Consider the following 15103-nt stretch of genomic DNA (forward strand, 5'->3'; position numbering starts at 1 on the left):
CCTATGCCTCCTGCATCTTGTGGGAGAAGCGAAGGACGACGAACTCGGCCGGTCGCACCGCCGCGATCCCGATCTCGACGATCATCCGCCCCTCGAGGACGTCCTGGTTGGTCATCGTCTTGCCCAGGCCCACGTTGACGAAGTAGGCCGCCGCCGGGGACGCCCCGGCCAGGGCGCCGCGCTCCCAGAGGCCGTAGAGGAAGCTCTCGATCATCCCCTTGACCTTCAGCCAGGTCGTCATGTCGTTGGGCTCGAAGACCGCGAAGGAGGTCGCCTTCCGGGCCGACTCCTCGATCATGATGAAGAGCCGCCGGACCGAGATGTACCGCCACTCGTTGTCGTTGCCGGCCAGGGTCCTCGCCCCCCACACGATCGTCCCCTTGCCGGTGAACGCGCGCACCGCGTTGATCGATTTACCCGCCGTCGGATCCACGTTGAGGGCGTCCTGGGCCTCGCTCGTGATCTTCAGCACCGGCCCGATGACGGCCGCGACGCTGACGTTGGCGGGCGCCTTCCACACGCCGCGATCCCGGTCGACGCTGGCGTAGATCCCTGCGATCGCCGCACTCGGCGGGAGGACGACCCGCTCGGCCGCGAGCCTCGCCTTGACCTGCTGGTAGATCGCCGTCCGACTCGCCTTGAGGGTGTCGAGGGCGACCCCGGCCGCCGCCCCGTCCTGGATCGTGACGTCCGGGTCCGCGTACGCGTAGCTCAGGGAGGTCTGGAGGTACGGGTAGTAGGCGGCGCCATAGGCGAGATCGCTCGTCCCGATCCCGTCGCGGAACACGTCGATGTCCTTCTTGCCCGGCTCCGCGTCCTTCTTGACGTCGAAGATCGCGAAGCGATCACCGAGCCTCGCGCACTGGGCGAGGGCCGCCTGGCAGAGCTCGTGGTAGTCCGCGGCGGCGAGGCTCACGGCGTCGGTCAAGACGATCAGCGTCGGCTCGTCCTCCTTCTCGAGCAGCGAGAGGCCGTCGGCGAGCTTGTCCTTGGCGGGCGGCGACGAGTAGTCACCGGCGGACACGATATAGCACTTCCCGCCCCCGTTCTTGAAGTAGTGGCTCACGGCGTAGTACAGCAGGAACCCGGGATCGGGGCTCCGCGTCACGCCGGTCACCTGGGACGAGGTGTCCACCGTGACCGTGAAGCTCGCGAGCTTGGGTCCGCCGAAGAGCTGCTCGTACTCGAGCATCGTGCTCACCTGGGCGAGCGACGGGCCCTTCTCGGTATATCCTATGAAGGCGGGGACCGCGGTGGAGACCTCCGCCACGGAGGGCGGCAGGGTCGACACCTCTTCCACGTAGACACCGGGCGTCATATAAGCAGGCATTGTTCCTCGATCTCAGGGGGTTTGAAACGGTTGCGCTCGATACATGATGATCTGAAACAGCAGATCCTCCTTTGCAGCGCTCTGCAGCGACGGATTGGGCAGCGGGCCCGCCACGCGGTCGGGGCCGAGCCGGAGCTCGAGGCTCCTCCTCGGCTCCGCGCGAGCGGCGACGGGCTGGTCGGAGACGAAGCACGCGCAGCGCATCCCGGGATACCGGCGCTCGATCTGCGCCGCGACCGGGTCCGTCGGCTCGAGCGTCACCGCGCTGAAGCGCAGCGCGCCGGCGGCCCCGGCGGGCGAGGCGTCCACCACCGCGAGCTCGCCCGCGGCAGGCGCCAGGTCGGTGACGCAGTAGTAGGCCCAACGCGCCTGCCTGGCCGGGAAGCTCACCTGGAAGCGGGCGGGCCGCGGCGCGCTCCCGGGGCGGATCTCGACGGCGGCGAGGACGCCCGGCGGGAGCCGCGGCCGCGCGGGGTCGGCGGGGGCTAACCGCAGCTCGCCGTCGGTCCCCGCGCCGGCGTCCGCGAAGACCGGCGCCGAGCGCCCGCGGAGGCTGGTGAGATCGGTGATGGCGGCGAAGTCGCCGCCCCGGACCGCCAGGTAGAAGAGCAGCGCGGCGTCCCCCGGGAGCGGGAGGAACGGTTGTCCCGTGGGGTCGAGCGGAGAGAGGACCCGGACGCCCTGGGAGCTCGTTCGCCAGAGACAGCGATGATCGCGGAGCAGGCGCGCCGTGGCGTCGCTCGGCTCGATCGAGAGGTCCGGACACCGGAGGTCGGTGTAGAACGCGTGCTGCAAGAGCACCTCGATGATCGCGGCGTGCTTCACGGGTGGATCCTCAGCACCGGCTCGGTGATCTGCGGCGCGTTGAGGCCGTCCTCGTCCTGGAAGACGACCATCCGGACCTTGTAGAGGAGCGACGGTTGATACGCGCTCCGGAGCACGCCCCAGAGCTGGTTCAGCTCGGAGAGGGGGAGCGTCAACAGCTCCAGGGTGAGCCTCTCGATCCTGCCGCTCAGCGCCGGCGTGTTCTCGTGGTCGAGGACCCGGCGGCCCTGGAAGAGCTGCAGGATCAGCGAGATGCACCGCAGCCCTTGCTCGTACTCCTTGAAGCGGGCGGCGAAGAGGACATAAGCGTTCATCTGGATCGCCGGCTGGACGCGCTGCGTGGTGCCGTCCGGCAGCGTCACCCGGAACGGGTCGGCCGGCCTCAGCGTGTGATCCTCCTCGAGGTTGACCAGGAGGAGCGTGACGGCGCCGAGCTTGAGCTCGAGGCCGTCCGCCGCCTCGCTGTCGAGGAAGGCGACTGGCCCCTGGTCGGGCACCGGGCCGCGCCAGCCCGCGCTCGCGGTCAGGTGCTCGTTCACCGTGTTCCTGAGCAAGACGAGGAGTTCGCTGATCACGGCTGATGGCTCCTGGAGCCCTGAGCTTGTCCCGCGCTCATGGGCTCTCATCCTCGAAGGCTTGGGGTCAGGGCGTCCTCGGCCCGACGCCTCGGCGTCGGGCGGCGTCGAGCGGATCGCCACGCTGAAACGGCGCCTCGACGCCGGCGGGCGACGTCCTGGGTCGCCCGCCGGCGCCGAGCTCGACATCCGTAGTACCCACGAACGGCCGCATCGACAACTTAAGCCATTTTAAGGAGCCTCGTATTTAGCGGCGCGACCGGGGCGCGTCGTGCCACCGTTCGCGCAGCGGTTCTGGAGCGAGGAGGAGCGCCGCGGCTCGATGGGTATGGAAACGATGACCAAGATCGTGGAGAACGCCGCCGACCTCGAGCGGGAGCTGATCTGGTTTCGCAGTGTCCTGGAGGCGCGGATCAAGATCCGTTTCGGCGAGGACGCGACCGACGGGAGCGTGCTCGACATCGCGCCGCCCGACCTCGGCGGGTCGAGCTCGGAGTACGCCGGCTTCGTGCGGCGCCATCAGCTCTCCTTCGTCGAGCGCCTCGCCCTGGTGCTCGCCCTGGTCCCGCACCTGCGGCCCCAGCTCCTCGACGTCTGCTTCGGCCGCGACGCCGCCCTGGATCGGAGGCTCACCGAGTTCGGCGGCGCCCAGCTCAGCGCCGGCGGCGAGCTCCTGCCCACGGCCGAGACGCTGGCGTTCCTCCTCGGCGGCGACGACCTCGCGGTCCGGTTCTCGGCGCAGCTCCTCCTGGATCCAGAGCACCTCTTCGCCAGGCACGACGTCCTCAGGCTCGGGGGCGGCGACGAGCTGACGCCGATGAAGGCGCCCCTCCGGATCTCGGAGGAGCTGCTCTGCCTCTTCACCACCGGCGAGCCGCGGCGGCGCCGCTGCGGGCCCGGCTTCCCCGCCCAGCGGATCGAGACGCGCCTCGGCTGGGAGGACGTGGTGCTGCAGCCCAGCACCCGCAAGCACCTCGAGGAGATCGAGACCTGGATCGAGCACGGAGAGACGTTGATGGCGGACTGGGGCATGGCCGGGAAGCTGCGCCCCGGCTACCGCAGCCTCTTCTATGGCCCGCCGGGCACGGGCAAGACGATGACCGCCTGCCTGCTCGGCAAGTCCGCCGGCCGTGAGGTCTACAAGGTGGATATCTCCCTGGTGGTGTCGAAGTACCTCGGGGAGACGGAGAAGAACCTCGGCCGGGTCTTCGACCAGGCCGAGCGCAGGGGCTGGATCCTGTTCTTCGACGAGGCCGACGCGCTCTTCGGCAAGCGCAGCGAGACGCGGGACGCGCACGACCGTTACGCCAACCAGCAGGTCTCCTTCCTCCTCCAGCGCATCGAGACCTTCGACGGGCTCGCGGTCCTGGCGTCCAACCTGCGCGACAACCTCGACGACGCCTTCGCGCGGCGGTTCGAGTCGATCATCTACTTTCCGATGCCGCGCGCCGAGGAGCGCGCGCGGCTGTGGCGGCAGGGGCTCTCGCCCAAGGCGAGGCTCGACGGATCCGTGGACCTCGAGAAGATCGCGCGCGAGCACGCGCTCGCGGGGGGCGCGATCATGAACGTGATCCGCTACGCCTCGCTGCAGGCCTTGAGAGAGGGCGGCCGCCCCCTCACGGCAGACGACCTCCTGCAGGGCATCCGGAAGGAGTATGCCAAGCAGGGGAAGGCGGGTTGAGCGGACGCTCGCGCGACACGCCCGGCCACGCCGCCGGATCCGACGCGCATTAAAATAGCTTAAGTTGTCAGCGCGACCGACGACGGGTACGACCGGTATCGCGATGGCACCGACGGAATGACGATGGCGTTGTCCGTGGGCCTCGAAGCGCCGTTCCATCGGGGCGATCTGCTCGACGGAGCCTGGCGCCGAATGGACGAAGGAGATAGACATCATGCCCCTCACGCTCAGCACGACCATGACGCAGATTTCCGCCGTCTCTTACCCTGTTCGAGGCCAACCCCATCTCTGGGGGGTTGACGGCGCCCAGAACATCTTCCGTTACACCGGAAGCAGCTGGACGCAGATCCCTGGCTCGCTCGTCCAGGTGAGCGCCTCGACGGACGGGACGGTGTGGGGAGTCAATGCGGCGGGCAACGTGTACAAGTACAACGGAACAAACCCCTGGGTCCAGATGCCCGGCTCGCTGGTTCACGTGGCCGTTGGGGTCAACAACGGATCTGGGGTCTGGGGGGTCAATGCGGCAGGCAACGTCTTGCAGTACAATGCAAGCACGAACTCCTGGAACACGCTCAATGGTGGCGGGATGAAGCAGGTGAGCGCCTTCTGGAACTCAGGGGGGAGGAATTGGTATCTGATGGGGCTCACCACTTCTGGCAACATGCGCCAGTACATCTTCGCGAACAACAGCTGGACTGACCCCATCCCCAACAACAACACCAGCGGAACCCTGGTCCAGGTGATGTCCGCAGGCGCCATGTCGTACTATGCCCTCGATTCAGCCGGCAACACGTGGATGTATGCGGGCGCCCCCGACTGGTGGTACCCGCTGGACTTGCTCCCGAAGGCGAAGTCCATCAGCTTCCCTCCCGACTACTCCTATGCGCTCATCGACACCACCGGAAAAACCATCGTTTATGATCCGAACGGTGACTGACACCGCAGCCCTCCTCGAGAGAGCGACCGATCCCGCGGCGGGACGGCGCTGCTCCGAAGCTCACGACGTCCGGCGCGGCCTCTCGTGAACGCGTTGCTCCTTAATTTCTCTTAAGCTGACAAAACGCGGCGTCGTCCGTTTCATGGCAGGTATGCCCGTGCCAGCGGAAGAACACATGAATCGGGATGAGCCCATCGCGTTCGGCGGGTCGTCGTGGATGACGGTCGGCGTCTCTCTTCGTACGCGGCTCGGCCCCGGCGAGCCACCGAGGCGTGCGGTACAGGCCTTGCTGCGGTCGGTGGGCAAGGCCCTGTCCGTCCATTTCGAGGGCCGCGCGGCCGCGCGCCTCGACGCCGAGCGCGCCACGGCCTCGGTGACCCTGCGGATCCCCGAGCCGGAGGGCAGCATCAAGGTGTGCGAGCTCTCCGTCACCCTGCTCGCCGACGAGCTCACCGAGGACGAAGAGCTCGTGGTCGTCCCACGGATCCGCGCCGAGGTGTACCGCCGGAAGGACGATGTCGACTGGCTCGCCAGCGACGCGTCGGCGGACGTCGACCAGCTCGCCGCCGAGATCGAGGACGTCCTCTCGGCCGTCTCGCCCTGACCGCGGCCACGGCGCGGTCGAAGGAGATCCACCGTGAAGATTGACGATGACAGAAGCCGCTCACCGATCCGCCTCGCGATCGCGGCGCTGGCCGCGCTCCCGGTCGCGGCCTGCGCGAGCACCGCGACGGTCACGCTCGACAAGGCGATCAAGGACCTCGCGCCGGACTACCGCGCGCGGACGCCGGCGAGCGGCGCCGCGGGCCTCGGACGCCGGCTGCTCGGGGGCCAGCCCGAGACCAACGCCTGCTTCGACGGCGACCAGGGCACCGCGGCGCCGAGCTGGTCGAAGGTGACGCTCCATTACGGGGACGTTCTCGACGGGAAGCTCTCCGGCGACTTCGGCGCTGCCGTCAAGGTCGCCCCCTCGGCCGGCGTGTCGTCGCAGCGGAGCGCGAGCATCACGCTGACGGACCTCGTGGAGAGCAGGCTCTCGGCGGTGTACCTCGACGCGAGCGGCGCGTGCACGAGCCTGTTCGCCGAGACCGGGACGAGCTACGTCAGGGTGCTGACGCGCGCGATCAAGGCGGGGACGCTCGAGGTGGCGGCCGAGGAGGCGGTCGCCGCGACCCTGGCGATCGACGCCTCCTCGCTCGGAGGGACCTCCGTGAGCGCGTCGAGCACGTCGGGCCGGAGGCTCCAGGGGACCTCTCTCTTCTTCGCGGACTACCCCGAGTGCTTCAGCGTGGTTTACCAGAAGAGGGACTGCGCCGGCGCGGCCGTGGGTCCGGGCAACGTCTGCGATCTCGACGCGTGCTCGTTCAACATCGCGGCGCTCGACACCGCCGGCGCGGCCTGGAGGGGAAAGCTCTCGTGCGAGGGCGGCGCGTCGATCGATCTCGACGGCACCCTCGGCGCGTGGGGAAAGGCGCAGAGGACGGCGCCCGGCGTCACCTACAACGTCCGCGTGCTCAAGGGAGCCTTCCTGGGGACGGTGAACATCGACCTCCGTCGCTGGGTGACCCGCTCGGAGTCGCCCGACAAGTGCGCGCCCCCCGGGAGCGCGCCACACCCGGGTCGGTCGCGAGCCCCGGAGCGCCCTCTGGATCCTTAAGAATCAATAAGGTGTTTGCGCCGAGTCCGTCTGTTACTCGCTCTCCCTCGCTCTTCCTCGCGCTCGCTGCCCCGCAATGCAGAACCCCTTTCCAGGTCCGCAACCTTACCGCGCTTCCGACCGTGATCGCTTTTACGGGCGAGGCGACCTGGCCTACCGGCTCGAGGCATCCATCCTCGCCAACCGCTGCGTCACCGTGTTCGGGCCGTCCGGCGCGGGCAAGTCCTCCCTGGTGCAGGCGGCGGTCCTCCCGTCGCTCATCGAGAAGCAGGAGGTCCGCGTGGCGCGGGTCGACGCCTGGCCCGAGGATCAGGACCCGACGCGCTGGCTCGCGGACGCGGTGTACGGCGCCCTCGGCCTCGGCGACCGGCCGGCCGGCGTCTCGCCCGCGGACGCGCTGCTCACGGCGGCGCAGCGCGCGGCGCGCGGGTCGCCGCGGCTCGCCGTCGTCTACCTCGATCAGATCGAGCAGCTGCTCTACGCGACGCGCGGCGCGGCCGAGGCCGAGGCGCTCTTCGGCTGCGTGGACCGCCTCGCCGGGCTGCCCACCCGCAACCTGCGCCTCGTGCTGTCGCTCCGCGAGGACTACCTCGGCCGCTTCCGCGATCGGCTGCGCGAGCACCGCCGGCTCCTCGATCACGGCTTCCGCGTCGGCCCGCTCACGGTCGCCGAGCTCTGCGAGGCCGTCTGCCAGGCGGCCGCCGCCGGCGAGCCGCCGCAGGCGTGGGCGCCGGCGGACCTGCGCCCGCTCCTGCTCCAGGTGCGCGTGCCCGGCCAGGCCGCGGGCGACGAGGCCGAGGCGCAGGCCGCGTACGCGCAGATCGTGTGCCGCGCGCTCTTCGAGCAGCGCGCGAAGGGAGCGGCGGCCGATGCGGTCGAGGCCGAGGCCATCCTGCGCCGGTACCTGGAGGCGACGCTCGCCGGCCTCGGCCCGCTGCGCGGCGGGGCCGAGCGGCTGCTCGAGGATCACCTGGTGACCGCGGACGGCAGCCGCACGCTGCGCACCGAGAAGGAGCTGCTCCGGGTCCTCCCCGCGGACGAGCTCGGGCCGGCGCTCGCGGCGCTGGAGGGGGCGGCCATCCTCCACGCGGCGGAGCACCAGGGGAGCCGGTACTTCGAGATCGGCCACGACTGGCTGGCGCGCGAGGTCTTCGAGCAGCGGCAGCAGCGCCGGCAGCTGGAGGCGCGGCGGCGCGAGCGGGCCGAGGCGGAGGCGAGGCTCGCCGAGGAGCGCGCGCGGCGGCGCCGCTCCGCCGCCGTCGCCGCGGCGGCGCTCGTGGTCGCGGCCGGCGCGGCGGCGCTCGGCGCGGTGGCGTACGGCCAGAAGCTCCGCGCGGACCGCCTGCGCGTCGAGGAGGCCCGGGCTCGACGCGAGGCCGACCGGCAGCGGGACGCCGCGGAGGAGCGGCGCTCCGAGGCGCACGACGCCAGGATCCTCGCCGGCTTCCGCGAGCTCGCGGTGCGCGCGCAGCTCCCGCTGGCGATGAAGCTCCTGCCCGAGGCGGAGCTGCCAGGCGCGCGCCGCGGCTGGATCGAGCTGGCGAGCGACGCCCTCAACGCGAACGCGCTCCGCGCGACCCTCCGCGGGCACGCGGGCGCCCTCGCCGCGGCCGTGTGGAGCCCCGACGGCACGCGCGTGCTCACGGCCTCGGCCGACGGCACCGCGCGCGTGTGGCGCGCCGACGGCACCGGCCAGCCCGTGGTGCTCGAGGGCGGCGGCGGGGCCATCCTCGCGGCGGCGTGGAGCCCCGACGGCGAGCGCGCGCTCGCGGGCTCGGAGGACGGCACCGCGCGCGTGTGGCGCATCGGCGGCGCCGGTCAGCCCGTGGTGCTGAGCGGCCACCGCGGCGCCGTCACCGCGGTGGCCGCGAGCCCGGACGGCGCGCGCGTGCTCATGGCCTCGGCGGACGGCACCGCGCGCGTGTGGCGCGCCGACGGCGAGGGCGCTCCGGTCGTCCTCGCGGGCCACCGCGGCCGCATCAACGCGGCCGCGTGGAGCCCCGACGGCGCGCGCGTCGTCACCGCCTCCGACGACCGGACGGCGCGCGTCTGGCGGATCGCGACGGGCAGGAGCCGCGTCCTCCGCGGGCACACCGGCGAGGTGATCTCCGTGGCCGTGAGCCCCGACGGCGCGCGCGTCGTCACCGGCTCGCGCGACGGGACGGCGCGCGTCTTCTCGCTGGCCGGCGCCGGCGCGCCCGTGGTGCTCGCCGGACACGAGGACAGCGTCCTGCACGCGGCCGTGAGCCCCGACGGCCTGCGCGTGGCCACCGCCTCGGCCGATCGGACCGTGCGCGTCTGGAGCGCCGCCGGCGACGCCGAGCCGGTCGTGCTCTCCGGCCACGCGCTCGCCGTGACCTTCGTCTCGTGGCGCCCCGACGGCGAGTACGTCGCCAGCGCCTCCGCGGACCGGACGGCGCGCCTCTGGCCGGCGGACGGCAGCGGCCCGCCGCTCGTCCTGGTCGGGCACCGCGCGCCGCTCCGCTCCGCGGCGTGGAGCCCCGACGGCGCGCGCGTCGTCACCGCGGCGTCCGATCCGTGGGAGCGCTCGTCCGATCGCACCGCGAAGGTGTGGAGCGCCGAGCCGCTCCGGGCGATGCCGCGCCGGCGGCGCGACCTCGGCTTCTTCCACGCGGCGTCCATCCTGGAAGGCGGCGAGCGCGTCGTCGCGGCGCACGAGGACCGGACGGCGCGGATCTTCCGGGTCGACGGCGAGGGCGAGCCCGTCGTGCTCAGGGGTCACGAGGGGTGGGTGGCGAGCGCGGCGCCGAGCGCCGACGGCGCGCGCGTCGTCACGGCCTCGTTCGATCGCGCGGCGCGCGTATGGAGCGCCGACGGCAAGGGCGAGCCCGTCGTGCTGAGGGGCCACGAGGCCGAGGTGCGGGCCGCCGAGCTGAGCCCTGACGGCGCGCGCGTCGTGACGGCGTCCGACGACGGGACGGCGCGCGTGTGGCGCGCCGACGGCGAGGGAGCGCCCGTCGTGCTGCGCGGGCACGAGGACTGGCTCACCTCGGCCGCGTGGAGCCCTGACGGCGCCCGCGTGCTCACCACGTCGCTCGACCACACGGCGCGCGTGTGGCGCGCCGACGGCGAGGGCGAGCCCGTCGTGCTGCGCGGGCACGACGGCGGCGTCCACGCCGGCGCGTGGAGCCCTGACGGCGAGCGCGTCGTGACGGCGTCCGACGACGGGACGGCGCGCGTGTGGCGCGCCGACGGCGAGGGAGAGCCCGTCGTGCTGCGCGGGCACGACGGCGCGGTCCTGCGCGCCCTCTTCAGCCCCGACGGCGCGCGCGTGGCCACCTCGTCGGCCGACGCCACCGTCCGCCTCTGGAGCGCTGCCGGCGAGGGCGCGCCCATCGTGCTCGGCGCGTCGGCGCCGGTCATCGCGCTGGCCTTCCTCGACGGAGGGCAACGGCTGATGACCGTCGCCATGGACAACGGCATTCACACCTGGAGCATCGACGTGGACACCCTGAAGAAGCGCCTGCTGACCGCGCACACCGATTGCCTGCCGCCGAACATGCGCGTCACCTACCTCGGGGAGACGGCGTCCGCCGCCCGGGATCGGCACGCGGCCTGCGAGCGCTCGTACCAGCGCGCGCCGCTCCTCGCGGAGGGCCGGGGGCGATGATGGCGCGCGACGCGGCCGCGGCGGCGGCGCTGGTGCTCCTGTCGGCCCTGGGCGCTTGCGGGCAGCCCGGCGTCGAGGAGGGCGGCGCCGAGCCGGCGACGTCCGCCGGCGAGACCGCCGTCGAGACCCGCGCCCCCGCAACGCCGCGGCCGGCGGCGCGCAGGCTCGGCGCCGGCGAGCGCCGGGTGAAGCTGCTCGTCCTGCCCGCCGACGCCGTGGTCGAGGTCGACGGCGTCCCGGTGCGGCGGCGGGACGGCGTCATCGAGCTCTCGGGCAAGGTCGGGCAGGCGCACCGGGTGCGCGTCTCCAGGGGGGCACGGCACGGCGAGACGACCGTGACCCTCACGGACGCCGGCGCCTCGCCGCCCTCGCTCGATCTCGCCGCGCTGGCGCGGGCGGCGCGCCGCTCCGGGCGCGGCCTCCTCCCGGCCGCGCCCGCCGAGGCGCCGGCCGCCGGAGCCGCCGACGCCGCCGCGCCGGAGCTCGCCGAGCCGCCGGAGCCGTCGCTCGAGTCCATGGTGCCCGGTGAGGCCACCGAGCACGACGTGCTGGCGGGTCCCATGGCGATGGAGTCGCCGCCCGGAACCGCGCTGGGCGCTGCGCTCGGCGCCGCGTTGCCGGGCGAGGGTCCGGCGTGCGTCTGCCCCCCGGCGGCGCCGGTCACCCCCAGGTGCCCGGCCGGCGCGGCCGCGGAGGCGTACGGCAAGCCGCGCAGCGGCGTGCTGGTCGGAGACGCCTTCGAATGAGGGCGCGCGCGATGCCGGGCACGGCGCGCCGACGCTCCGCGCAGGGCGGCCTCCTCCTCGCGGCGGCGCTCCTGGCGCCGCTGCCCTTCGGCTCGCCCGCCGCCGCGCAGCCGGGCGGGCCCGGCGAGGTCCGGCGTCGCGAGGACGCGCGCGCGCACTTCCAGCGCGGCATCGCGCTGCGCGACCAGGAGCGCTGGGCCGAGGCGCTCGCCGAGTTCCAGGCGTCGCGCGCGTTGTTCATGACGCTGAACGGGACGACCAACGCCGCCGCGTGTCTCATCCAGCTCGAGCGCTACCTGGAGGCCATCGAGCTGTACGAGAGCGCGCTGCACGACTTCTCCGAGCGGCTCAAGGGCGAGGACAAGCGCGATATCCTGCTGGTCCTCAAGCTCCTTTCCAATGCCGTCGGGGCCATCGGGATCGTGGGCGCCGAACCGGGCGCGACGGTCCTGCTCGACGGCGTGCCGCGCGGCGAGCTGCCGCTCGGCGCTCCCCTGCGCGTGCCTCGCGGCCCCCACACCGTCCGCGTGGTCAAGGCGGGGTACCAGCCGTTCGAGCAGCGCCTCGACGTGGACGGCGGGGAGACGGTCCAGGTGACGGCACGGCTGATCCGGCTCCAGGACACGGGCGCGCGCGAGATCGCCGAGCCGCCGAGGGAGTGGCCGGACGCACGCCGGCTCCGGCTGGCGCGAGACGCCGCGGCCATCGACGATCGCGAGGAGCGCGGCCCGCGCCATACGCCCCGCTTGCTCGTCGAGGTGAGCGCCGCGGCGCCGCTCGTGGCGTCGTTCGGCGGAGGCACGCCGACGGCGTGCCTGGGGTCCTGCAGCGAGCCCCTCGGGTCCGGCGTCAGCTTGATCGTCCACGGAGGGTACGGCGTCGACCCTCTCTCGTTCGGCGCCTCCGCGGGCTATCTGGGCGTGCAGCAAGCCGTCCGCGGGCGCGTCGCGACGATCGAGGCCGTCGGCGGGGCGTCGTACGCGGTGCGCGTCGACGACACGACGGCGCTCCGCAGCGCGCTCTTCGGCGCCTGGGTCGGGTACTCGTCGGGCGAGCGCCTCCGGCTCCACGCGCGGCTGGGCGCCGGCGGGCTGTTCGGCGCGGTCGCGGGGTCGCGCACGAGCGCGCGGGCGTCGACGAGCGGCGCGCCGTCGTTCGGCCCGATCGAGCGGAGCGCGGCGGCGCGCTTCGTGTACGTCGCGCCCGAGGTGCGCGCCGGCCTCAGGCTGGCCAGGCGGGTCGAGCTCACCCTGGGGCTCGGGGTGCCCCTGCTCATCGCCGTGCCGAGGCCGGCGTCCAGCCAGCGGGTGTTCGTCGACACCGCGGCTGGGGTCGATCAGGCCTCATCGGCCTGGTTTCCAGCCGAGCCCCTCACGGCCCCGCTCTTCCCGCTCTTCCTGCCTGCCCTGAGCGCCAGGTACGACTTCTACTGACGCCGAGCTGCCTCCGGCGCGCTGCCGCGAGCGGGCGTTTCGGTTGAGCGAGCATGGTCGAGGTTCGTGCCGTACGACGGCATGGCCCCGTCGGCGGCGGTGCCGAAGAAGACGACCTCGCCGTCGTGGGTGGCTGTGCCGAGATGCTGGATTTTCCGGTCGCTGAGGATCCTGCGCGCCCCGCCGGAAGGTTTTTTGGGGCAGACCTCCACCTCCGGCCGCCGGAGGAGCGGTCGTCGCGGCACGCGCAGGCTGGCAGCGGCGATCCACCCCGGGTGGCGAGAGCGCGGTCCGCACATCACGTCGGGAGTCGCGGCCGTGGAGGGGTGTTAGGGCGTGGCGTGGTCTTCAACGGAGGGAGGAGGATCGTCGCCACCGGCGACCCGAGGTGAGCCGCCGGGCAGGATGCGCCCTACGACTGAACGACGTAGGCGACGAACGAGAAGTTCGCGTCTTCCAGCGCACCGCTCGCCTTGTCGACCGAGCAGACATACACCGCCGGTGGGCTGTGCTCGTGGTTGTACGTCGAGAACTGGTTGTCGGCGGACTGTCTGCCGGCATCATCGACCGGCGTGACGACGACGATCGGAGCCTGCGACGACGTGGCATTGAAGGTGATTTTGTACCTCCCCGTCGAAACCCTCGTGGAAGACCAGCCCCCGGAGCCGGGGTTCAGCATCCCGCCGTCAGACTGCCTCACCGAACCAAACACTACGGACGTTGCCATTTCTCTTCTCCTATCTTGCTGTCAGCGACGCGCGCGCCCGTGGAGGCCAGGACCATCAAGGCCCTGTGACCTCCTACGCGATTCGAGCATGTCGCTGCTCCACGACTGGTAACGTCGAGCTCGTCCGATGTCGCCTTAATCATTCCTAAGAACATCTAACAAACAGGCGTTTGCTCGAACGCAAGCGACCTGCAGCCGTCCGCGTAGATGTAGAGATCGTAGGCCGTGGCGGTCCTGCGAGAGAAGGAGAACTGGCCTCGTTCGCGGCGTCGTTCGTGGTTCCGGCCCATGAGGACGAGGGCGTCCAGCCCCACGAACGACGCGATGCGCTCCTGCTTTGGCGTGCCGGTACAGGAGGTCGGCGTTCCTCACGCGACGGCGGACGGCCTCACGGCCAGGTGGCCAGCACCGCGGCAATCCACCGTTCCGGATCGCGAAACCCGGGGTGCTGCTCGATGTGCACGAAGCGCCGGGAGGGGGGCGCGGCGGCGCCACCGTAGGTCCACCCCGTCGGCGCGCTATTCAGGTAATGACCCTGAATGTTGCTCGTCCCGTTCAACGCGCACTCACGGCCGCCGGCGACGCCGATCCGCCATGTCGGCTCGTGGGCGCGCAAATGGTCCCTGAGCTCCATGATCTTGTCGCCCGCCGTCGGGGACGTATCCACCCCGTGGGACAGGTGCACGTCGACCACCTCGCACGTGTCCTCCGACATGCCATGCCACTGAATGGCCCACCACGGCTTCTCCCCGTAGTAGGCCGCGATCTCCACGTGGGTCGCGTGGAACATGGTCGCCGCGCTGTGGGCGGCGTCCGAGCTCACCGAGGATCCATAGAATCCGCTCACGCCCGGGCTCGCGTCGCGATGGGCCCCGGCCAGCAGGAAGGTGCGAGATCTCGTCTCCTTGAAGACCGTGACGGCCTGCGTCTCCGTCCCCGCGTCCGCGATCGGGTGCGCCACCTGGTGGCTGAGCTCCCGCTCCGCGCCCGCGTCGACGATGAACGCGCCGAAGCCCCGATCGACGATCCCGTCCCCGTTCCAGTCGGCGGTCTCCAGGAGCACGCAGTAGCTGCGGCCGCTCTCGGCGTCGCGGAAGGGCCGGATCCGCACCAGCGGCGACAGGCTGTACGGGAGCGCGAAGCCGCAATCGCCGCGCAGCATGGCGGAGACGACGCTCCGCCAGGCGCTCATCTCCAGGAAGCTCGGGGCGACGAGCGAGCGTGAGCCCCTGCCAGGCATCTGATCGCGGATGCACGAGACGAGCGCCTCCAGGGTCGCGCTCGATGCACAGGTCAGCTCGACGGCGCCCGTCGCGCGCGTCGGGACCATCGCCAGAACAACGCTGGTGCCCAGGACGAGCAGAAACGATCCGCCGCACCGCATGCCAAGACACCTCCAGATCGGGGCTCACCGGGCCGAGGGGCGCCGCGTGCAAGGCCGGGACCCGGAGGGAAACGGGCGCGCTGTGCGGATCGTTCGCGGTCGCCGCGGCCACCACATCGCACCAGCCCTCGCGACCACCGTCGCGGACCCGCAAGATCCCCGAAAAAGGGCGGAAAT

At 72.1% G+C, this 15103-nt stretch carries 12 protein-coding genes; 7 read left to right on the forward strand and 5 right to left on the reverse strand.

Going from position 1 to position 15103, the window contains the following annotated elements:
* Window position 1 precedes the first annotated feature (1 nt).
* Genes WME83_RS26760 through WME83_RS26770 form a run of 3 tightly spaced genes read right to left on the reverse strand, consistent with a single transcriptional unit; the run spans window position 2 to window position 2730 of the window.
* The gene (locus WME83_RS26760; RefSeq protein WP_437312526.1) at window positions 2-1318 is read right to left on the reverse strand and encodes a phage tail sheath family protein; all 1317 of its coding nucleotides are present in this window, start codon (window positions 1316-1318) and stop codon (window positions 2-4) included.
* Window positions 1319-1342: 24 nt separating this feature from the next.
* Window positions 1343-2155, reverse strand: a complete 813-nt coding sequence (locus WME83_RS26765) for a hypothetical protein (protein WP_437312527.1) — start codon at window positions 2153-2155, stop codon at window positions 1343-1345.
* A complete protein-coding gene (locus tag WME83_RS26770; protein WP_437312528.1) occupies window positions 2152-2730 on the reverse strand; it encodes a DUF4255 domain-containing protein in 579 nt (192 codons plus the stop codon). Before WME83_RS26770 ends, WME83_RS26765 begins: the two co-directional genes overlap by 4 nt.
* A gap of 322 nt (window positions 2731-3052) precedes the next feature.
* Here WME83_RS26770 and WME83_RS26775 point away from each other — a divergent pair, with 322 nt between their 5' ends.
* From WME83_RS26775 to WME83_RS26805, 7 genes are all read left to right on the forward strand, one after another.
* Complete coding sequence (locus WME83_RS26775) at window positions 3053-4411, forward strand: ATP-binding protein (RefSeq protein WP_437312529.1); 1359 nt, start codon at window positions 3053-3055, stop codon at window positions 4409-4411.
* A gap of 214 nt (window positions 4412-4625) precedes the next feature.
* A complete protein-coding gene (locus WME83_RS26780; RefSeq protein WP_437312530.1) occupies window positions 4626-5348 on the forward strand; it encodes a tectonin domain-containing protein in 723 nt (240 codons plus the stop codon).
* A 175-nt stretch (window positions 5349-5523) separates the two neighbouring features.
* The gene (locus tag WME83_RS26785) at window positions 5524-5952 is read left to right on the forward strand and encodes a hypothetical protein (protein WP_437312531.1); all 429 of its coding nucleotides are present in this window, start codon (window positions 5524-5526) and stop codon (window positions 5950-5952) included.
* Between the two features lie 33 nt (window positions 5953-5985).
* Window positions 5986-7005 (forward strand): hypothetical protein, encoded by a 1020-nt coding sequence (locus WME83_RS26790; RefSeq protein WP_437312532.1) that lies wholly within the window; start codon window positions 5986-5988, stop codon window positions 7003-7005.
* Window positions 7006-7081: 76 nt separating this feature from the next.
* A complete protein-coding gene (locus WME83_RS26795; protein WP_437312533.1) occupies window positions 7082-10636 on the forward strand; it encodes an nSTAND1 domain-containing NTPase in 3555 nt (1184 codons plus the stop codon).
* Window positions 10633-11382 carry a hypothetical protein gene (locus tag WME83_RS26800; RefSeq protein WP_437312534.1) on the forward strand — a complete coding sequence of 250 codons (750 nt, stop codon included), beginning with the start codon at window positions 10633-10635 and terminating at the stop codon, window positions 11380-11382. Before WME83_RS26795 ends, WME83_RS26800 begins: the two co-directional genes overlap by 4 nt.
* Before the next feature lie 11 nt (window positions 11383-11393).
* Entirely contained in the window at window positions 11394-12815 is a 1422-nt protein-coding gene (locus tag WME83_RS26805; RefSeq protein WP_437312535.1) for a PEGA domain-containing protein, read from the forward strand.
* A gap of 412 nt (window positions 12816-13227) precedes the next feature.
* Here WME83_RS26805 and WME83_RS26810 read toward each other — a convergent pair whose 3' ends face one another.
* Both WME83_RS26810 and WME83_RS26815 read right to left on the reverse strand, forming a co-directional pair.
* Window positions 13228-13542, reverse strand: coding sequence for a hypothetical protein (locus WME83_RS26810; protein WP_129576976.1), 315 nt, complete (start codon window positions 13540-13542; stop codon window positions 13228-13230).
* Between the two features lie 388 nt (window positions 13543-13930).
* Complete coding sequence (locus WME83_RS26815; RefSeq protein WP_437312536.1) at window positions 13931-14926, reverse strand: hypothetical protein; 996 nt, start codon at window positions 14924-14926, stop codon at window positions 13931-13933.
* Between the last annotated feature and the right edge of the window lie 177 nt (window positions 14927-15103).

Source organism: Sorangium sp. So ce385, assembly GCF_051474135.1.
Lineage (GTDB): Bacteria > Myxococcota_A > Polyangia > Polyangiales > Polyangiaceae > Sorangium > Sorangium cellulosum_D.